Source organism: Stieleria magnilauensis (assembly GCA_007753675.1).
Lineage (GTDB): Bacteria > Planctomycetota > Planctomycetia > Pirellulales > Pirellulaceae > Stieleria > Stieleria magnilauensis.
In genome coordinates this window covers 3,629,417-3,650,033 of the sequence record CP036432.1, presented here as the reverse complement: position 1 = coordinate 3,650,033, position 20,617 = coordinate 3,629,417, and the positions used below count along the sequence as shown (strand labels likewise).

11 protein-coding genes are annotated in these 20,617 nt (G+C 56.0%); 5 read left to right on the top strand and 6 right to left on the bottom strand.

The window, feature by feature from the left end; all coding sequences use genetic code 11:
- Nucleotides 1-64: 64 nt before the first annotated feature.
- Complete coding sequence (locus TBK1r_RS12885) at nt 65-9,286, bottom strand: Ig-like domain-containing protein (RefSeq protein ID WP_145210991.1); 9,222 nt, start codon at nt 9,284-9,286, stop codon at nt 65-67.
- Nucleotides 9,287-9,659: 373 nt separating this feature from the next.
- Between TBK1r_RS12885 and TBK1r_RS12880 the strand changes: the two genes are divergently transcribed.
- The 3 genes from TBK1r_RS12880 to TBK1r_RS12870 all read left to right on the top strand — a co-directional run bounded on the left by TBK1r_RS12880 (nt 9,660) and on the right by TBK1r_RS12870 (nt 12,939).
- The gene (locus TBK1r_RS12880) at nt 9,660-11,234 is read left to right on the top strand and encodes a BBP7 family outer membrane beta-barrel protein (protein ID WP_145210987.1); all 1,575 of its coding nucleotides are present in this window, start codon (nt 9,660-9,662) and stop codon (nt 11,232-11,234) included.
- A gap of 488 nt (nt 11,235-11,722) precedes the next feature.
- Nucleotides 11,723-12,454: a DNRLRE domain-containing protein gene (locus TBK1r_RS12875; RefSeq protein ID WP_145222541.1), complete on the top strand. Its 732-nt coding sequence runs from the start codon at nt 11,723-11,725 to the stop codon at nt 12,452-12,454.
- 239 nt (nt 12,455-12,693) lie between these two features.
- Nucleotides 12,694-12,939, top strand: coding sequence for a BBP7 family outer membrane beta-barrel protein (locus TBK1r_RS12870; RefSeq protein ID WP_145210984.1), 246 nt, complete (start codon nt 12,694-12,696; stop codon nt 12,937-12,939).
- Nucleotides 12,940-13,122: 183 nt separating this feature from the next.
- Here TBK1r_RS12870 and TBK1r_RS12865 read toward each other — a convergent pair whose 3' ends face one another.
- Nucleotides 13,123-14,292 (bottom strand): acyltransferase family protein, encoded by a 1,170-nt coding sequence (locus TBK1r_RS12865; RefSeq protein ID WP_419581290.1) that lies wholly within the window; start codon nt 14,290-14,292, stop codon nt 13,123-13,125.
- A 523-nt stretch (nt 14,293-14,815) separates the two neighbouring features.
- Here TBK1r_RS12865 and TBK1r_RS12855 point away from each other — a divergent pair.
- Together TBK1r_RS12855 and TBK1r_RS12850 are read left to right on the top strand one after the other, a co-directional pair.
- Nucleotides 14,816-15,160 (top strand): hypothetical protein, encoded by a 345-nt coding sequence (locus TBK1r_RS12855; RefSeq protein ID WP_419581289.1) that lies wholly within the window; start codon nt 14,816-14,818, stop codon nt 15,158-15,160.
- 150 nt (nt 15,161-15,310) lie between these two features.
- A complete protein-coding gene (locus TBK1r_RS12850; RefSeq protein WP_145210975.1) occupies nt 15,311-15,853 on the top strand; it encodes a protein kinase family protein in 543 nt (180 codons plus the stop codon).
- Between the two features lie 121 nt (nt 15,854-15,974).
- Here TBK1r_RS12850 and TBK1r_RS12845 read toward each other — a convergent pair whose 3' ends face one another.
- The 4 genes from TBK1r_RS12845 to TBK1r_RS12830 are packed head-to-tail and all read right to left on the bottom strand — an operon-like array spanning nt 15,975 to nt 20,613.
- Nucleotides 15,975-16,895 carry an SHD1 domain-containing protein gene (locus tag TBK1r_RS12845; RefSeq protein ID WP_419581288.1) on the bottom strand — a complete coding sequence of 307 codons (921 nt, stop codon included), beginning with the start codon at nt 16,893-16,895 and terminating at the stop codon, nt 15,975-15,977.
- 22 nt (nt 16,896-16,917) lie between these two features.
- The gene (locus TBK1r_RS12840) at nt 16,918-19,077 is read right to left on the bottom strand and encodes a glycogen debranching protein (protein WP_145210973.1); all 2,160 of its coding nucleotides are present in this window, start codon (nt 19,075-19,077) and stop codon (nt 16,918-16,920) included.
- Between the two features lie 14 nt (nt 19,078-19,091).
- Nucleotides 19,092-19,712 (bottom strand): hypothetical protein, encoded by a 621-nt coding sequence (locus TBK1r_RS12835; RefSeq protein ID WP_419581287.1) that lies wholly within the window; start codon nt 19,710-19,712, stop codon nt 19,092-19,094.
- A 1-nt stretch (nt 19,713) separates the two neighbouring features.
- Nucleotides 19,714-20,613: a universal stress protein gene (locus TBK1r_RS12830; RefSeq protein ID WP_145210970.1), complete on the bottom strand. Its 900-nt coding sequence runs from the start codon at nt 20,611-20,613 to the stop codon at nt 19,714-19,716.
- Between the last annotated feature and the right edge of the window lie 4 nt (nt 20,614-20,617).

Sequence of the window (20,617 nt, the reverse complement as noted above, 5' to 3'; positions counted from 1 at the left end):
GTATGATGATAACCCTCAACTCAACGGAGACTCTTGTGCACTCAGCCTCCGCAAGCAGGGCGGCTTACACCTCGAAATCGATTTTCAGTTGAGGCCGATTGTCGGCGTTTGCATGCTCGCGACTGTCGAATCGTTTCGTGGACGGCGCCGTTTCATCACCGATCATGATCCATCCAAAATTGCTGGACGGGTCGGCAAGCCAGGACTGAACGTCCGCCACTAATTGAGGCGAAGACCAGGAATAGGAGCCAACACCGTCGACCGGCGTGCTGGCGCTGGCAGACGACTCGAAGTCACCGCCCGGCGTGTTCCAAGTTGCTCCGGCGTAAAACGTGTGCAACCAAGTGGCGTCGTTGGTCTGGGCTTGAGCGCCCGAGCCGCCGCCTGACGATGCGCCCTCGCCCCAATCGCTGGTGACCCGATGCAGAGCAACGTCGGCCTCACCGGTGGTCGTTTGCGACATGTTCAATGTCAATTCGACATTGGTGATCGTCGCACCGGCGGGGATGCTCGCGCCGGCCAGGTCGAATTCAACGAGCCCGCGGCGAACGGGCAACCCGCCGCCATTCCCGTTGGTCCGTCCAACGAAGAAACCGGTCCCCGCGCCGTTACCCCTTTCGCCGTCGGTCGATTCTATCAACGTCGTATCTTGACGAGAGACAATCGTCACGGAGGATGCTTGCGGCTCATCAACGGGGTTCACCGTGATGACCACCGTGCCAACGGCTGACGACTGTCCATCGCTAGCGGTATATGTGAACGAATCCGCGCCGTTGTAATCCGGGTTCGGCGTGTACGTCAACGAGCCGTCGCTATTGAGGGTCAGTTGCCCGTTATCGACGTCGTCGACAACGGTTACCGTCAATGGGTCATTGTCGGCATCGGAATCGTTTGCGAGGACACCGGCTGACGCGCTGATGTTGAGCGTCTCGTCTTCGTCAACGGAATAGCTATCGTCAGCCGCGACCGGCGCGGTGTTTCCAGTGCCCGCAGGCACCGTGTAGGTCACGATCAATCGGGGCTGATTGTCGGCGTTGGGGTTCTCGCTGCTGTCAAAACGTTTGGCGGAAACGTTGACTTCATCAGTCAGCACCGCCCAGCCAAAATTCTGGGAAGGGTTGTCGAGCCAATCCTGGACATTGGCCACCATCTGCTGTGAATTCCATTGGTACGTGCCACGGCGGTTGACCGGCGTCGTCGCGGCTGGCGTCGCTTCAAAATCGCCGCCCGGCGTGTTCCACAACGCCGTGTCAAATTCGCTGTGAATCCAAGTGGCGTCGCCAGCGGTCGGCGGCACCGGATTCAAGCCGCCTTCCTCACCGATCTGATCTGACGTGCCTTGATTCCACTGGGTCGTCACACGGTGCAGATTGACATCAAACTCATCGACAATCGTGCGCGACATGTTCAGTTCCAGTGTCACATCCGTGATCGTCGCACCGCTGGGAATTCCCGCCGCGACGTCAAACGCGATCAGTCCGCGTCGCAGTGTATTGGACGATTCAAGGGTCTTGCCGGCAAAGAAGTACTGCCCGGCACCATTGGCAACCGAACCGTCGGCCCGTTCGTAGAGCGTCGCGTCTTTGTTGGCGGATAAGGTCGCCGTCTCGACCTGCGCGGCAACCACGGTCACCGTGACCGTGGCTGTGGGCGACGATAGCTGACCATCGCCAGCGGTATAGGTAAACGTATCCGTTCCGGAGAAACCGGCGTTGGGTACGTAGGTGAATGCGCCGTCAGAGCCTAGCGTCACCGTGCCACTGGACGGATTCGCTACCACCGTGGCTGTCAGGTTGTCGTTATCGGGATCGGTGTCGTTGGCTAGCACGCCGCCTGCCACGTCGATCGTGAGCGTCTGGCCTTCGTTCGTCGAGTAAACGTCGTCGGAGGCGGAGGGCGCGGAGTTGACCGAACTTACCGAGATGGAGACAGTTGCAACGCTAGACGATAGCTGGCCGTCGCCAGCGGTGTAGGTAAACGTATCGGTACCGGAGAAGCCGGTATTGGGTGCGTAGGTGAATGAGCCGTCAGCGTTGAGTGTCAACGTGCCACTGGACGGATTCGAGACCACCGTGGCCGTCAGGTTATCATTCTCGGGATCGGTGTCATTGGCCAACACGCCGCCCGCCGCATCGATCGTGAGCGTCTGATCTTCGTCAGTCGAGTAAACGTCGTCGGCAGCCGAAGGCGGGGAGTTGACCGCGTTGACTGTGATGGTGGCGGTTGCAACGCCCGACGAAAGTTGACCGTCGCCGGCGGTATAGGTGAACGTGTCCGTTCCGCTAAAATCAGCGTTGGGTGCGTAGGTAAATGAGCCGTCGGAGTTGAGTGTCAATGTGCCACTGGACGGATTCGATACTACCGTGGCCGTCAGGTTGTCATTCTCGGGATCGGTGTCGTTGGCCAGCACGCCGCCCGACGCGTCGATCGTGAGCGTCTGGTCTTCGTCAGTCGAGTAAACATCGTCGGCAGCCGAAGGCGGGGAGTTGGCCGCGTTAACTGTGATGGTGACGGTTGCTTCCCCAAACGATTGGTTGTCGTTCGCTCGATAAGTGAACGTATCCGTGCCAGTGAATCCCGCGTTGGGTGCGTAGGTAAACGAGCCGTCGGAGCTGAGCGTCAACGTGCCACTGGACGGATTCGAGACCACCGTGGCGGTCAGATTGTCATTCTCGGGATCGGTGTCGTTGGCCAAAACGCCTTGTGGGGCCGAAACACTGAGCGTATTTCCTTCATCGACTTCATAGGAATCATTTCGAGCGACAGGAGCGTTGTTGCCCGCCGCCGGCATGATGTAGGTGACGAGCAAGGTGGGCCGAGTTGCAGGATCAGGGCTCTCGCTGCTGTCGAACCGCTTGGCCGAAATCACCGTTTCATCGCCGATCAGCATCCAGCCGAAGTTCTGCGAGGGGTTGTCCACCCAATCCTGGACGCTAGCCGCCAGTTCCGCGGAATTCCAATAGAAGTATTCTCGCGTATCGCCCACCGATGTCGTCGCGAGCCGTGTCGGGTCGAAGTCGCCGCCCGGAGTGTTCCAGAACGCGGACGGAAACTCGCTGTGAATCCAGGTGGCATCGCCCGGTGCCGGCGCTGTCACGTGCGCGCCGCCTTCCTCGCCGGTTTGATCGGTACTTCCTTCGTTCCAGTCTGAGGTGACCCGATGAAGGCTAACGTCGTATGGCTGGACAATCGTGCGCGACATGAAGAGCTGTAGGGTGACATCGGTGATCGTTGCACCTGCGGGGATATTGGAGGCCGCGTCGAAGGCGACCAGGCCGCGTCGCAACGAATTCCCCGGCTCGGCCGTCCGTCCGGCGAAGAAGTACTGGCCGGAACCGTTGGCGTTGCCTCCGTTGGGATCTTCGTACAGCGTCGTATCCTTGAACGGCGTCAGTGTTGCAGTCTGGGCTTGGCCAACCGTGACCGTTACAGTTGAGGGATTGGATGAGAGCGAACCATCGCCGGCCCGATAGGTAAACCTGTCAGCCCCGGTAAAGTTGGCATTGGGTGCATAGGTGAACGAGCCATCTGCATTGAGCGTCAGCGTGCCTCCCAACGGGTTTGAGACAACTGTGGCCGTCAAACTGTCGTTCTCTGGATCGGAATCATTCGCCAAGACTCCGTTTGTCGCGCTGACCGTCAGCGTCTGGTCTGTGCCGGTTGAATAAGAGTCATTCAACGAGGAAGGCGCGGAGTTGGTCGAGTTGACGGTGATCGAGACGGTTGTGATGTCGGACGTCAACGACCCGTCGCTGGCCCGATAGGTAAACGAGTCATTGCCCGTAAAGTCGGCGGTGGGTGCATAAGTGAACGAACCGTCGGCGTTGAGTGTTAACGTGCCGCTACTTGGATTGGACACGAGCGCGGCTGTGAGGCTGTCGTTCTCCGGATCGGAATCGTTGGTCAAGACACCCGTAGCGGCATTCACCACAAGAGTTCGACCTTCGTCAACCGAATAGTTGTCACTCGAGCCTGATGGCGCACTGTTCGTTGCGTCGACCGTGATCGAGACGGTGGCAACGTTTGACGATAGGTCACCGTCGTTGGCTCGATAGGTAAACGTATCGCTTCCCGAGAAGTTGGCGTTCGGGACGTAGGTAAACGAACCTTCGGAACTCAGCGTCAACGTCCCATTGCTCGGTTGCGACACGACGGTGGCAGTCAAACTATCGTTGTCCGCATCGGAATCGTTGCTCAACACGCCCGTCGCCGAATTTACCGTCAGCGTTTGTCCTTCATTGACAGAATAAGTGTCATTCGTGGCCGAAGGCGCGGCGTTTGTCGAATCAATGGTGATCGACACGGTTGCGGTGCTGGAGAACAGCTTCCCATCGTGTACTCGATAGGTAAACGAATCGGTGCCAGTAAAACCACTGTTGGGTGTGAAAGAGAACGAGCCATCCAGACTCAACTCGAGACGACCGCCGCTTGGATTCGATACGACCGTGGCGGTCAGGTTGTCGTTCTCCGGATCGGAATCATTTGCTAACAAGCCTTGCGTCACGGGGACGTCAAGCGTGCTGCCCGCGCCGGAGCTGAATGAGTCATTGTTTGCCGTCGGTGCCGTGTTGGTATCATTGGCGGCGACCGTATACGTTACGCTCAGGCTGGGCCTGTCCCCGGCGTTGGGAGCCTCTCGGCTATCAAATCTCTTAGAAGAAGGTTGAGTCTCATCACCGAGTAATATCCAGCCGAAGTTGTTCGACGGATTGTCGATCCATGACTGCACATCGGCAATCAATTGCGAAGATGTCCAACTGTAGGAGCCGACTCCACCCACCGCGGTTGTGGCGCTCGCGCTGGCGACGAAGTCGCCACCAGGATTGCTCCAATTCGATGACGGGAACGCGGTGTGGATCCACGTTGCATCGTCGGTTTCCGCCTGGACCCCAAACCCGCCGCCATCTGACGGACCTTCACTCCATGCGGTTGAAACTCGATGGAGCGCCACGTCGCTATCACCAAAAAGTGTCCTCGACATGTTCAATGTCAACTCGACGTTGGTGATCGTGGCTCCTTGGGGCACCCCGGCGTCGATCAGGTCGAAGGCGATCAGGCCGCGTCGAATGGCGTTGGCGTTGCGATTCGTCGTTCCGACGAATATTCCGGGACCGGCACCATTGGCGACCGCTCCGGTCGGGTTCTCGACCAGCGTGGCGTCCTGGCTGGGCAGCGCCGAGACGGAGAAGGACTCGGTGTTGTTCTCCGGGTTCACAGAGATCTGAACGATCCCGTTTGAAGTCAGGCTGCCATCGCTCGCCGAGTAGGTGAATGTGTCGGTGCCCGTGAAGCCGGCGTTGGGAGAGTACGAGAACGAACCGTCGGCGTTGAGTGTCAACTGGCCATTGTTTACATTCTGTGCGACTGTTGCGGATAAATTGTCGTTCTCTGGGTCGGAATCATTATTCAATACGCCGTCAGCCGCTCCGACCGAAAGCGTCTGGCCCGCGGCAACGGAATAGACGTCGCTGGCAGCCGTTGGTGCGGAGTTTGTCGTGCCGCCCGGGTCCGAAACCGTGATCGACACCGTAGCAACATTTGACGACAGCACTCCGTCGCTGGCCCGGTAAGTAAACGAATCAACTCCGGTAAAGCCAGCGTTTGGTGAATAGGTGAACGTGCCGTCAGAACTCAGCGACAAAGTCCCGTTGCCCGGATTCGATACGACGGAGGCCGCTAGACTGTCGCTCTCTGGATCGGTGTCATTGGCCAAAACGCCCTGCGCAACGGAAATGCTCAGCGTGCTCCCGCGATCTGTCATGAACGAATCATCGTTCGCGTTCGGTGCGATATTGGGATTCGGAGGTGCCATGCCGTGGTCAAGCCCATCATCAAGGTTTTCGCTGGCCGAATTGCCCGCCTTCTGCCCCCCGGGAATGAATCCTTCGGGCGACTTGCCACGGTTCGCCTCGACAAAGTTGCGGAGTGCGACCGGATCGTACGAATCGAATGTCTGTAACCGTGCCCAGGAAGCCGCTGCGATGGCTGTGTCATTAGCGACCCGTGGCGTAAGAATTACACCCGTGTCCGTGCCGCCGTCGATGACGAACTGCTCCAGTTTACTGATGTCCTCACTACTCAGACGCGTCGGGTTGTAACTGATCCAGACATGTCCGTGTTCGAGATTGTGTAGGAGGTCTTCATCCGGCTGTTCGGTTTGATACACACCCGTCGGGCGCGGCGTGACCACATTTCCTTGTCCATCACGCAGGAATGCATGATGCGGACCGTAAGTCGGCGGGTTGCTGTAGCCGGTGTAGTCGACGGGCGTCGAGACGTGATCTGCCGTCAGCGAGGGTGCGCCAGGCTGCAGGTCCGTGCGGATGCCGAGCACGCCAGCGTCTTCAAACGAACCTGGCGTTACCGGACCAAACGGCGTATTGGGTGGATCGGGATCGTCGATCTCCGTCACAGTCACGGTGACCGTAGCGATGTTCGATGTCAGACGCCCATCGCTTGCCGTATATGAAAACGAATCGGTCCCGCTGAAACTTGCGTTCGGAATGTATGTGAAAGAGCCGTCAGGATTCAGCGTTAGGTTGCCGTTGCGCGGTTGACCAACGACAGTTGCTGTTAGTGAATCATTATCCGCATCGGTGTCGTTCACCAGGACACCACTGGCTGCAGTCACGGTGAGCGTACCGCCCTGCTGCAACTCGAAATTGTCGTTGCTTGCCAAGGGCGCGTCGTTAACATCGGTCGGAACGTCGCCGCGGCCGGCGCGGATGCTCTCCGCGAGATCCGAATCGCCAGTGTTCTCTTCGGCGATCGCCAGCGTTTCCCGCAACATCTCGATGTTTGACTCAGACGAGGCAAAGAACCAAGCGATGCTGATGTACTCCAACTGCAAGCCGGTCTCGCCAAAGTTGATCCCCGCCAACTGCTGACCGCCGGCCAGCACGAGGTTGTCCATCACGCTATGCGTAGAACTCGTCCCGTTGTAGGAGTCCTGACCATCAACGAGAGCAGTCGATTGCCGCTTGGATACCTGGTAGGTTCCCGGCTCCAGGCCATCGAACGAGTACGCACCATCGGCATCGGTAAGCCTGGACTGCTCGACCGCTGCTCCCAAATCGGTTGTGCCGGTCAACGTGATAACGACGCCAGGGATGCCGCCCTCGACCGACTCGCGAACATTGTTGTCATTGGCGTCGAGATAGACGAGACCAGCAAGACTTCCGTTACTCCCGTTCGTGGATTCGTCGACGACGTTAACGGTCACTGTTACCGGTGCCGCCTCGTTCGTTCCATCGCTTAACGTGTAAGTAAACGTATCGGTTCCGCTGAAATTGGCGGGCGGCGTGTACAGCAAGCTCATGCGGTTCGTCGGAATCGTGACGGTTCCTCTGGCTCCACTGGTGTCGATGGCAGCAACCGTCAATGTGTCGCCCTGAAGGTCCGAGTCGTTGGCGAGCACGTCAAGCGTCGTGTTGGATGTGTTTTGTCGAACGGTGAATGTATCAGCGATCGGAGTTGGCCGGTCGTTCGTCGTCGGGTCATCGACCGCGTCGACGGTCACAGTAACGGTCGCTTGGCTGGTCGAACCAATGACACCGCTACGGTCGGTCACTGTGTAGGTAAATGTCTCCGTGCCGCTGAAGTTTGCAGCCGGTGTGTAAATTAGATTATCGTCGCCACTGCTGATCGTTACCGTGCCGCCTTGGTTTGGTTGGCTAACGGCCGTGATGCGAAGCGTCTCGCCGGCGTTACCGATGAATTGGTCGTTTAATAGCACATTCAACAAGTTGTCGGCGCTGTCTCTAGCGAGATCGATGAACACGTCATCCAGTGCCGTAGGCGTAGGACTGCTGACTTCAAAATTGCCGAACACGATATCACTGATTTCCCGACCGATCTCGACGTCCAAAGTAAACGTTTCAGGACCAACCGGCGTTGTTTGATTTTCCCAAGGCACGGTCTGTTGGCGGATCGTGTGGGGCCCCGGTTCGAGATACAGCGCATAGGCACCGTTGGAGTCCGTGACGACTGAAGCTTCGTCTGCATCCAATACGCCGTTGTCGTTGGTATCGCTGTAGATCGTCCTGCCCGCCAGACCGGCTTCGCCATTGTTCAACACGCCGTCTTGGTTCTGGTCCGCGAAAACCTGCCCCCGCACCGTCCCATTACCAGAGACCGCTTGGATTGCCACCAACTCACCCGCTGGCGTGTACGGCACTTCGTCAAAGTCTGGAAAAAGGGTGTCGCCACCGTTGTCGTTGCTGCGATCGACGTCCACGGTTGTGAAGCCGACGATCTCGTTGAGCGTGGAGTTGGCAACCGGTTGGCCATCTGGAGTCGCTGTGCCCAGCGCGACGGCGAAGACAGTGAAGCCTCGATCGTCGAGATGCGCATTGTCTGCGGTGTTGAATAGGAACCCACTGGTCAAGCCGTTGCGGCTGGCGACCCCGGAAAGCGTGCCGTAGGTATTCGACCGGTCGCCGGGACCGCGTTCGCTCGTGATACCATCAAGCTCGGGAATGAAGCGACTGAAATTGTTTGGGCCAAATCGAAGCGGCCCCCGGATGTTCAGCAACTCTGTCGTCGTCAAGCTGGTGGGGCGAAAGCCGCCCCCCAAGATCGCAAGGTCCGGGACCGAGCGGTGAAGAATTGTGCCGTCGTATCCACGCCCGTCAGCGCCACCATTGACGTAATCAAGAAAGTTATCCACGGCGATGGGGGCTTCGTCCGCCAACAGTTCCAGCGGAATGCTGCCGGCATTCGTGTCGAAGCTGACCACCGGATTGGAACCGTAGACCAGGACGATGTTGTCGTTGTCATGAATCTGGTACTCCGCAAACTCGCCCTCAACCTCAATGCCGTTGACGAACATCTGTAGCCGATTGCTGCTATCGACGAAATTGCCAAAAAGCTGTGTGTTAGACAGTTCGATGGTTGACGGACTTCCGGGTGCCGGGTTCGCATCCCAAGAATCAAAGAAGTCGCCTAACTGAACGAAATCGGTCAGCGGCGTCTGCGGATGAATATGGACAGCGCCGGAATTGTCATGGACATGAATATCGGCCTCGCCGGTTGACGGGTCACCCGAGCTAGCTGGAATCGTTACCTGCTGCGAATCGACGTAGATCGACAGGTTGGCTGAAATCTCAAAACTGTTGAGGTCGTAGGTCGGGTCGTTCGGATGCGGCCCGTTGTCGGCGTTCAGTAATCGCCGCGATTCAAGTGCCTCCAGCCGAGGTCTATTCTTGGGCCTCGTCCGACGATCTCGCTCGGGTTGACCGAGAATCCAACGCAGCAGATTTCGAGCGGAGCGGCGATCTCGTTTCATAGTTTTCTGTGAAGTAGCAGTTGATTGGACAGCCGCAGGAGGGAAGGCTGAGGAGCGTCACCGAAATCCCCCGCTAAATCGCAAGGGTTTGGACGTTTTGAGGCAATCAGAAGTTCCGATCCGGTGTGGCTATCCCATACCCCGTGCCGGTATATTGTGACACATTGACACGAATCGTCAAATTAAAGCCTGACAGACAGCTATTATTCGACAAATCCCCGATATTCCCCTGATCCGGACAAGTTTCACTCCGTAGGCACGCGCTTCACACGCCGCAGGGAAACCTGGGCAATCTACGCAAAATTTCCGGGAAGAGCAGTGTTTTTCAGGGAAAAAACTGGGGCGATTAGCTGGGTTGTGCCGATTACACCGGATGTACGTCCTTATTCGGCCAGCGGGAGCTTCCAACATGCCATCTCAACGCATTCATTCCAGCAGATTGAATCTACTGAGAACGCTGTTCTGTTTGCTAACCGTCGTGGTTACTGCTTCACTGGCCGGAGCAGACGCCTTCGGCCAGGGCCCAGCGGAACGCAATGGACGTCGAACCGCCAGTCAAAAACCTGAGATCATGCGTTGGCGAGTCGTGCCGAAGGGTGCTCAAAAGACGCCTCGCCATCAAGCCAGTACAAATGCACGACCAACCTCACGCCCGCACCGCAGACCCGACGCCGACACTGGGAAACCTACCGAACCACTCAACGTGGCGGTCGCGCAGGCTGAATATCACACCGAAGCGTTCGCTGACGATTCCGTGGTCTACGCTCCGCCCCCCCGGTCGTTCGAGCCCAGCGCATGTGACGACATGGGCCCTTACTGCGACAGCCTCATGCCTTCTAGCGGATGTGGGAACGCTCAATGCACAAGTTGCGACCGACGAAACTCAAGAACGTCCTTTAGCCGACTGGTGGGCCGGGCGGAATACCTACTTTGGTGGACTTCGGGGCTCGACACACCTCCATTGGCCACCACAAGCCCCGTGGGAACGGGACAGGATCAAGCCGGTGTACTCGGTCAGCTTGGTACAAGTGTGCTCTTCGGCGATAACGAATACAACGACGGCAGCCGCCCGGGCGGTCGATACACCATCGGACTTTGGGACGATGATTGTCAAAGTCGCGGCTGGGAATTCAGCTACCTGCACCTCGGCAACGAAACGACCTCGTTCTCAGCCTCGAATGCAAATACCGGGATCTTGGCACGACCGTTTTTCAACGAGACGACGAATGCGCAAGACGCTCGTTTGATCGCCTTCCCCGGTGTGGTCGATGGCAGTTTGAACATCGACATGACGTCCAAATTTCAGTCAGCCGAAGCCTTGTACCGTTGGACGGCACAAAGGTCCAAGTGTGGTCGGATGGAGTATCTGCTCGGATATCGGTTTGCCGAACTTGACGATGGAATCACGATCGCCGAATCAACGCTTTCGCTAGCCGGTCCTACCGCCGGAACGTCATTCGATCTGCTGGATCAGTTCGATTCAAAAAACACGTTCCACGGCGGGCAGTTCGGGATTGCCTGTCAGTGGCAACCCAATCGCTGCTGGTCGATCGACCTAATCGGCAAGTTGGCTTTGGGAGCGACACAGCGTCAAGCGGATGTGACGGGCCGCACGCTCGTTTCCGCTGTCGGCAACATTGAAAACCCGGCGGGCCTGTTAACTCAGGGGTCCAACATCGGATCGTACAGTTCGGATAATTTCACCACCATCACCGAGTTCGGTGTCACACTCAATCGCCACTTCAGTCGCAGCCTCACTGCGAACTTCGGCTACACGTTTCTTTATTGGAACGACGTTGCTCGCGCGGGTGACCAAATTGACTTAAACGTCAACACCAGCCAGATTCCTCCGGGCGTGCTGGTGGGTGCCGCGAGGCCAGCGTTTGCATTCCGCTCCACTGATTTCTGGGCGCAGGGGCTGCGGTTCGGTTTGGAGCTACAGTTCTAGTGTCGCCGGAACGATTTGATCTGACGTGAAATGCGTTAACAGCGGAAAATCGCTGCTTTGCCCAATTCCACGGAGGGGAACATGTCAGGCAAAGCGATCGAGACAATTGGCCCCGGCTGATCGGTATCGAGTGCAACGACGGTATCATCCCCGCGTTGAAGAAAGCGATCATCAAATTGCTTTGTGATATCAGGCGTTGTGAAAGGCCTCAAGGGATGACGGCGGCTCAACAAGCCGAATTGGCCGCCAAAACGTGTGCAGATCCGAAGCAGTCAGCCCCCCGATCAGTCATTGGAGCTGTGATGAGTGGCCGACGAAATGGATCGAAGGGGAGAAAGGTTTTGCGATCATTGGCCACTGGTTGCGTCGACTGCTTTCGCGAATGGTGATTTGTCCGCATCACCACATAAAATAGGTTGCTGGACGAGCTGCTTCAATTACGCTCGAACAGGTATCGGCCTTCATTCTTCAGATACCCGGAACATTCTATGCGAATTGTCTTGTTTTTTGTCGTGGCATTTTTCGCATCATCGGCCTTGGTAAATGCGGCTACGGTTGTTGTTTTGAACCCCAGCCAAGACAACTCGATTTACGAAAATTCACCGGGGAATAGTAATGGGTCGGGGGACTTTTTCTTTGCCGGACAAAATGCTAGCCCATCACCAAGGCGAGCTTTGATTCAGTTCGATCTAACGGCGATTCCAACCGATGCAGTAATCACGGGAGCGTCTCTCAGTTTGTTTGCTTCGCAAGTCGCATCGTCGACTGCGTATGACGTCAGCCTTTATCGATTGGAATCAGCATGGGGGGAATCGACTTCTGATGCGAATGGCGGCGAAGGCGCTGGCATCGCTGCGGCGACTGGTGATGCAACTTGGACGAATACTTTCTTTAACGACCAGTTCTGGACGACCCCTGGCGGAGATTTTGTCGCCGATGCCAGTGCAACCACAACTGTCAGCACGACCGGAGCCTATACTTGGTCGAGTCCTAGCATGGTTAGTGAGATTCAAGGTTGGGTGGATGGCAGTGTTGCCAATTTCGGCTGGATAGCTATCGGCAACGAAGCAGTTGCAAGTTCTGCAAAACGATTCAACAGTCGTTCAAACGGCTCTAACAACCCAGCCTTAACCGTCGAGTTTACTGCTGTTCCAGAACCAAGTTCGGCATGCCTGCTGGGCGCCTTGGGGCTGGGGCTGCTCGTTCGAAGACGACGTTAGATGGAAATTGAAGAAGACGAGTGAATGGAAAAAGGCACTCAATGTGAGTGGCTTTATACACTGCATGACAGGAGTTCACGAACTCGTTGTTGAACGAGGGGCAACCGCGGTAATCTCGTCGCGATCTGTCGTGAAGCAATCGCGTTAACACAACCATAAAGTCAGATGGTGTGTGCTCCAGTTTTCTTCACGAATTCTAAAAAAAGACATCCGGGATACCACGCTCATGGTCGCAACCTATGTTCGGTTACTCGATTTTGTATTTGAACGACATCGCCCGCGCGGATGACCAAATTGACTTAAGCGTCAACACCAGCCAGATTCCTCCGGGCGTGGTGGGTGCCGCGAGGCCAGCGCTTGCCTTCCGCTGCACTGATTTCTGGCCACAGGGGGTTACGCTTTGGGCTGGAGTTGTCGCTAGGATGAATCAGCCTACCGCAACGAAAACACGGGTCGACAGACATGTTCGCTTGCTGGTGAATTGAAGGTCAGTGATGTTTGTCCCAACCAGCTCGTTGAATTCGTTCCAAATCGTGGTTTGATGGCATTGGTGATATTGCTTGACTCGGGCGTGTGACTTGTCCGCAACATTCGCCGAGATCATCGTGCGATGTATCATGGCAGGCGTCTTGGGAACACCTGCGTATCCGCTTCACGAGACCCGGCGATCAAGCGGATATCACAAGTTGTTGTTTAGACTGATGCCGCTCGGCCCAGCGTTTTGGAAGCTGCATCATTGGATTCTCGACGCAGCGGTGAACTACATACGAGAAAGCGTACGTCAACGGAAAACCGATGGCCGTGCATAGAAATGCTAACACGAATCGATCGGTCAGCTGGGGTGCGAATTGTATGACCCAAAACAAGATGACTTCAATAACGATCCAATGCAATAGATAGGTGACATAACTGATGCGACCAAGGAATTGAACCAGCTTCGAGGTCAATAGATGCCGCGGCCGTTCGATAAAAAACAGCTGTCGCTGATGGACTCGGTCGTAGAGTACGATCGCCATTGTTGCTAGCCAAATCTTGTACGGCAGATTCAACAAAACCATGCCACCCACGACGGCAGTCCAAAACAATACGGTGGATACCAAGCAGCCCTTCCGTTCAGGCATGTGCTTCCAAATGAAATAGCTGCCGATTCCCGTCAGAAAATGGAAAACGTTCTCCACGTGAAAAGACTGGTTGATATACTCCGTCATCCAGGGGCCAAGGGAGTAGACTCCCAAGATAAAACTCCCCGTGACGAAAGTCGCCAACGGTCGGCTGCGCTTGATCAAGAGCAATAACAACGGCGCCACCATGTAGAAAAGCCATTCGATCGTCAGACTCCAAGTCGGCGGCAGAAACGATTCGCCTGCGTATGGAAACAAGTACCGAGGCAACAAACATTGAAGCAGCGTGGCATCGGCGACCAGGTAAAGACCGAAATGTTGATCGACGTCGGTAAGCCGGCTCATGTTTGTTTGCCCAAACGTCGCAAGTGTGGATGAGCTAGATATGTTCACGGACACGTTGAACGCGACAATGGCCAGCGTCATGCAGAACACATACACCGGGAACAAACGCCAGAACCGTCGGGACATGAAGGTTAGCCATGTCGTTGGGCGCTGATCGAGCGCAGCGGTGATCACAAACCCGCTTAGCATCATGAAAGCGTATACGCCCAGGATGGGTGAAAACAAGATTCCAAACCAACCGTCCTGGTATGTGAATCCGCAGAACAGAAGTATGTGCCCGAAGACAACCCATGCCGCCAGTAGTCCCCGCAGGCCTTCGAACTCGGGGATAAACTTTTTTCGCGGTTCTGATCCGCCTTCTTTGGTGTGCATCTGCGGCTTTTGGAATGATGTGCATTTTGACAAACCCAATCCATCTGTACGCGTGGATGGGCGACGTTTGCTGACAGAAGAATATAGGTCTTCCATTGCCTCAAGCCGGTTGACAACAGCGATCCGCACGAATGATCACGTCCGATTATGCTGATTGCCACGATCCTACAGGATTCTCGCCCGGCTAGACGTTCATCTCAGATCTCATCTTCTTCAATGATGTTTGTACATGCCGACCCGTTTGATGTCGTTCCAAGATGTTGTCTGGTTGCATTGGTTTCACTGGTCGACGCGAGCGTGGGGCCAGCCGGCTACGCGTGCTGAAATCATCTTGAAGTGCATTATGTAGTGGCTGGGCGGAGCCTGATGACATTGGTTGCAATCATTCGACCTGGCCGACGGATGCCTGCAATCGGCTATCGTCCAACGGTCGGTTGCATGGCACTGAGCACAGTCGGACGCGAGCAGGCTTTGGTGCGTATCGTCGCTGGAGTGACAAGATGGGCAGTCGAGAGCTGCTTCAATGTCACTGATTCGCGAGTGGGGTGCGGTGGCACTTCAAGCTGATGTCTCAATCGTTCGAGACGTGGTCACTCTTCGCTTTCGGGCTCGGATGTTCACGGTGACTCGAAACGCAGTGCACAAACATTTGCGCGGCGGAAAGCGACAGCCGATCGGTAGCGACGATTCACACGTTCGAGATCGACTTGAGCAAGTGGCGGTGCCGGACGAGCAGGAAGAATGGGAGAATGAATATCAGAAACGATTGTTCGCCTGGGCGTGTGACGAAGTCCGCAGCGAATTTAAGGAACATACTTGGCAGGCGTTCTGGCAGACCGCCGTCAACGATCACGGCAGCTCGGTATGATCGCTGGTTCCATCTATGTCGCCAAGAGCCGCATCCTCATGCGAATCAAAGCAAAGATCGCAACGACAGAAATCGAATTGCCGGTCGTGGGAGCCAAACATGGTTAACCAATAAATCTGTCCCAGCAAACTACAGATACGAAACCTGATCATGGGCAAGCTTGCCGATGCGGAAGAGCCGAAAGTTGCCGGTCACGTCGACCATTGCGAAGAGTGCCAGCGAGCGGTGGAGAGTCTTGCTCCGGCACGCGAGGAATTGTGGCCGCTGCGGGTGAGTGGCACCGACTTGCAGATGGAAACCCGCGATCAAGCCCTCAAGATAGCGATGCAACGGCTGCATGAAGATGAAGGTGAGGCGATGGATACACATTGCGAATTGGCCAGCGACGACAGCTCATTGACGATGTTCTCGCCATCTGATAACCCGAAGGCGTTGGGACGATTAGGTACTTATGACGTGATGGGGATCATTTGCCGCGGCGGCATGGGCACGGATTTCAAGGCGGTCGATACGACGCTCGGCCGCGTCGTCGCAGTGAAGATCCTCTCGCCAATGTTGGCTTCAAACGGTACGGCGCGGCAGCGTTTCATTCGCGAGGCGCATTCGGCCGCCGCAGTCGTTCATGACCATGTGATTACGATTCACGCACGACCACAGTGGGGGTCGATCTCTGGCAGCCTGAGCGGAAGCTGAAACCGGGAATGACAGTTCTTGGCATCGTGAAGCTCACAAAGGATTGACTGGTGATTAGGATCGTGACCTCGAAGTCGGGTTGAATCTACTTTGATCGCAAGGGCACAGAGAAGCTTTGACTTCAGTTTCGACGTCTGACGATTCGCATGGGGCCGACGACGTACGAGGGGTTTTGCTGATGGGCGACTGCGGCGGCTTGCTGGCTGTCGGTTGCTGGGACTACGACGCTCAGTGGAATTCCGTATCCGCCCGCTTGCGGATACATCGTGACCTCCCACAGATCGAAGAGACCGGCGTCGTAGGCTTGTAGATTTAACTGCAATTGCTGAATCTGCCTCGCTCGCATTTGCTGTTGCTCGTAAGCACGTGATTGTGCTTGGAGAAGGAACGACTCTTTCTCCTTTTCGTCATAGTCTTCCTTGGCGGCCAGCCAGCGTTCCCAGCCCGGCTTGAGCATCGTGAAGACTTCGTCGGTGAAGAGGAAGAACGGGACGCAGTACAGATTGCTGTCCTCTAGTTCGATCATCACTCCGGCACACTCAAACGTGCGTGGTTTGCCTCGCTGTTCGCGCGCCCAGTCCTCGAGTCCCTTTTCGCCGTCAATTTCTTCGGAAGTGAATTGCTCGACCAGCTTCGGGATGATGGCGCGGTAGACGCCAGGCATCTTATCGAAGCGTTGGTTGTTGACGTAGACCTTCCCTAGCCTACGCTGAATGGTGACGCCGTGCTTGTCAAAGCCGATGATTCGCCCGGGGAGTTTCAGGCCGGACTTCAATTCCCAGACTTGAATGCCGCTGCCACCACCGGCGATCGTGTCCTTCGTTTGGGTTTCGAGGTACTTGCGGTCCGAGTCTGACAATTGCTCGATCGGAACGGCGACCAAGTCATCGGGCTTCCGTTTCAGGACAACGGTCGTGTCGCTGTAACCGATCAGGTCGGCGTTAACTTGGTATTGCCCTGTTTTGTCGGACCATTCGCGAGCGAAAACGCTCGTCGTTGTGGTCAGTGTCAAAAGGAAGGCAATGGATCGTATGGTGTTCATAAGTCATTCCTTCGGAGAAAACTTAGGAGGTGGATGTACCGCTGCTGCGTGTCAGCACGGCGACGCTACGAGGGTTTACGTGGTAGCGGCTGTTTTCGATCGCGACTTGCGATTCCCGACCAGCAATATCGAGCGGACTGGAAAGCGAAGTGTCGATTGCCCGCATCCAGATGTTTGGACCGTCGGCGTGAATGCCAAAAACGAGTTGACGAGTCGATGCGTTAATCATCACGTAGATATCAGCTTCGCTCGCTGAACTGCCGAACAGGTGATAGGCCAGAATCTGAGACTCGAATGACATGTCTACTTCAGGCGATTCGGCACCGAACCAGCGAATGTCGTCACGCCAGAATGTTGAGCGTCCAATCGTTGGATGCGCCTTGCGAAACGCGATCATGTTCTTGAAGAAGCGAAACACTTCTTGGTTTGCTTCGAGTCGACTCCAATCGAGCCAACTTATTTCGTTGTCTTGGTTGTACGGATTGTTGTTGCCGCCCTGGGTTTGCATGAATTCGTCACCCATACGGAACATCGGCGTTCCGGCGGAAAGCATTAACAGACAGCAGAAGTTCTTGACTTGGCGTTTGCGTAGGTCGAGCACTTCTTGCGGTGCTTCTGTATCGCCTTCCCAGCCGTTGTTGCAACGGAACTCCGTCGGGCCGTCTCGATTGTCTTCACCATTGGCCTCATTATGCTTTTCGTTGTACGAAATGAGATCGTAGATTGTGGAGCCATCATGGGACGCAATGAAATTGATGCTTTGAAAAGGCCGGAATGACTGCGATGGATGATCGGGAAACAGGTCGCTGCTTCCGTACAGTCGTGTCATCAGGTCCGGCACCATTCCAACGTCGCCACGAACGAAGCGTTGCAGCGTATCGCGATAGCGGCCGTTCCACTGCATCCAAGTCTGCCCCGGAAACGAACTACCAAGTTGGTAGAGTCCCGCGGCGTCCCATGGTTCGGCGATCAGTCGGACGTTGGCTAAGTCGGGATCACTAGCGATTTGGTCAAACAGCGGGGGTTGTTGCAGATTGACGTTCCCCTCGGAATCGCGAGAGAAAACCGACGCGAGATCAAACCGGAATCCGTCAACGTGCATCTCTTTCGCCCAGTACCGCAAGCTATCGACAATCAGTGAACGCACTGTTGGATGCGAGGTGTCGAGCGTGTTTCCGGTTCCGCTGAAGTTCGCGTAGGGCGAAGCTGGATCATCGGACGCAACGTAATAGACGTCGTTGTCGATTCCTCGGTAGCAATAGGTCGGTCCTTGTTGATCGCCTTCGCACGTGTGGTTGTAGACGACATCCAAAATGACTTCGATGCCAGCGGCATGCAGCTCACGAACCATCTCGCGAAACTGGCTGTGTTGGGCGCAAGACGACTGATGGGCAGAGTAGGCGTGGTGGGGCGAGAAGAAATTCAACGGCATGTAGCCCCAGTAGTTATTGTCTTCCGGGTCGAATTGGAAGACGGGCATCAATTCAACTGCGGTAACGCCGAGCTCCTTCAGGTACGGGATTTTCTCCACGACACCAGCGAATGTTCCCCGATTGCTAGCCTCGACATTTGAAGAGGGATGCCGCGTGAAGCCACGAACGTGCATTTCGTAGATGACCAAATCGGAACCATGGCGGATTCGCTGTTCATCGCCCCAGTCAAACGGACATCGGCAAACGTCCAAACGCCCCAGCGGAGCGCGGCCCGCGTTGGAGCCGGGCGAGCGTGCTGCCTCGCGATTGAAGCAATCGGGAAAATAGATGCTTCGCGAATACGGATCGAGCAAGACTTTCTCAGGGTCGAAAGCGTGCCACGGCAAAGCGGCACCCTCAACCGGACCGTCGACTTGGTAAGCGTAGTACTCCGCGTCACCGGCTTCGGCGATGGGAACTCGACAATGCCAAATCGGTCCCGACTTGTTTCTCAGTGGATCAAGCGCCACGGAGTGCCACGGAACTCGCAGTTCATCTTTGAGGTACATCAGCAACGTGACGCTGCGAGCATTTCCTGCGTGGAGCGCGAAGTTGTAGGACTGTTCGTGTTCCAGCCAAGTGACGCCGAGCGGTCGCGGCGTGCCGTCGGCCCGCTCCCAGTTTGGCCCGAGCGTTGGCCGATGCTGCGTCACTGAACTCACATCGGTGCCGCAGTGACGACAGTGGGATTGAATCGTCTCTTGAATCATTGAGCTACCCGGTTCTAGTGCCCTGATCGCGTGCGTTCAAACTCGACCTGCAGGCTCAGCAGTTCCGAACGCAACCGGTCGATCTGCCACTGCAGGTGTCGCGTCGGATCGGCGGTGATTTCTGGCTGCTCGGCTCGCTCCAGAGCCAATCGTGCGAGCTGGGCGGCCAGCTCCATTCGCTTTATCTGGTCTTCACGAAGATAACCAGATGCCTTCTTCGCCCATGCAAGTTGCTCCTCCGCGAGAATCACGTCATTCTTGACCGATTGCAGATGACTCTTGTGCAGGTCATGATCCGTACGTTTCCCAGCCTGCTCAACCAACTTCGTCGCGTAGGCAACTTGGTTTTCTAGCCGCAGCAGCGACAGCTTTGAGTTCACGTTGGGAATTCGCCGATTGGCCGCCAACGCGGTTTGCAGATCGTGTTTTGCCAGTTCTAGCTTTTTCTGGAAGTAGCGAACGTCGACATCGCTGGCCACGTGTTCATTGTGCGATTGTTCGTTCTGTGAGTTTTCCTGAGATATCGCAGCCGAAACTGCAAAGACAGCAATAACTCCAAAGACCAAGACCGCCAACATCCAGGTCTTCACACGCGTCGGTTGTGACGGAGTGTGTGATTCGCATTTTCGACACATTTTAGAACTCCAATGTGGAATAGGGTGATTGACCAGTGGGGACGGAAAGAATCGGGCAAGCCGCATGGCGAGTGACTTGCTCGGACGTACTTCCTCGAAGCACGTCAAGAAAGCCGTGACGCCCTCCTGTCGTCATGACGATCAAGTCGGTGTTATGTCGCTCAGCAATTTTGAGAATCTCGGCGCTGGGGTCGCCGGTCGCCACCACGACCTCCCACGTCCAATCCTCCAAATTCGGAAACGACAACGAGTCAAAAACAGCATTGTCGTTTCCCACATGAACCAAAGTCGCTTCAACGGATTCGCACTTTAGAATTCGCGTCAGCTCCCAAGCCCAGGATATTGCCGACTGGGCGTCAGGCTGTTTGGCAACCGGAATCATGACTTTTTTCAAAGCGACTTCGCCATCTTGCCGCCGCACAAAGCCCGGAATTTCATGCGGAACGAACAGGCAAGCTCGGTGCGAAATTCGGGCGACGCGTTTCGCGATGTCTTGATGCAACCAGCGATCAAGGCCATCACGGTGATGCGTCGCCAGCACCACCAGATCCGGTTCGTACCGATCCATGTGGTCCAGGATTGCGTCCACGGGAGCGTTGCCGCCCACGAGATGTTTGTGAACGCCGATCCCCAGACGCCCTACGTCTTCGGGCAATGCCCAATCCGGAAGCAATCCCCATTGCGCTAAAGTTTGGCGTACTTGGGGGAAGTCTTCCCAATCGACCGATTCAGGATGTCGGTCCACATGAAGAATCTCAAGCAATGCGTTGGCGTTGACGGCCAGCTTCAGAGCATGAATGAACGCCGGCTCCGCCCCGCCCGAGAAATCGGTGGGGTGGAAAATCCGTTGAAACGATTCTACGCGCGGCAAAACCTCAGTGACGGTTGTTTCTTGACTCATGACT

Excerpts from the sequence above, each read along its gene's own strand:
- TBK1r_RS12840 (WP_145210973.1), bottom strand. The coding sequence starts at position 19,077 with ATGATTCAAGAGACGATTCAATCCCACTGTCGTCACTGCGGCACCGAT.
- TBK1r_RS12880 (WP_145210987.1), top strand. The coding sequence starts at position 9,660 with ATGTACGTCCTTATTCGGCCAGCGGGAGCTTCCAACATGCCATCTCAA.
- TBK1r_RS12845 (WP_419581288.1), bottom strand. The coding sequence starts at position 16,895 with ATGAACACCATACGATCCATTGCCTTCCTTTTGACACTGACCACAACG.
- TBK1r_RS12875 (WP_145222541.1), top strand. The coding sequence starts at position 11,723 with ATGCGAATTGTCTTGTTTTTTGTCGTGGCATTTTTCGCATCATCGGCC.
- TBK1r_RS12885 (WP_145210991.1), bottom strand. The coding sequence starts at position 9,286 with ATGAAACGAGATCGCCGCTCCGCTCGAAATCTGCTGCGTTGGATTCTC.
- TBK1r_RS12870 (WP_145210984.1), top strand. The coding sequence starts at position 12,694 with ATGTTCGGTTACTCGATTTTGTATTTGAACGACATCGCCCGCGCGGAT.
- TBK1r_RS12855 (WP_419581289.1), top strand. The coding sequence starts at position 14,816 with ATGTCACTGATTCGCGAGTGGGGTGCGGTGGCACTTCAAGCTGATGTC.
- TBK1r_RS12830 (WP_145210970.1), bottom strand. The coding sequence starts at position 20,613 with ATGAGTCAAGAAACAACCGTCACTGAGGTTTTGCCGCGCGTAGAATCG.
- TBK1r_RS12865 (WP_419581290.1), bottom strand. The coding sequence starts at position 14,292 with ATGCACACCAAAGAAGGCGGATCAGAACCGCGAAAAAAGTTTATCCCC.
- TBK1r_RS12835 (WP_419581287.1), bottom strand. The coding sequence starts at position 19,712 with ATGTGTCGAAAATGCGAATCACACACTCCGTCACAACCGACGCGTGTG.
- TBK1r_RS12850 (WP_145210975.1), top strand. The coding sequence starts at position 15,311 with ATGGGCAAGCTTGCCGATGCGGAAGAGCCGAAAGTTGCCGGTCACGTC.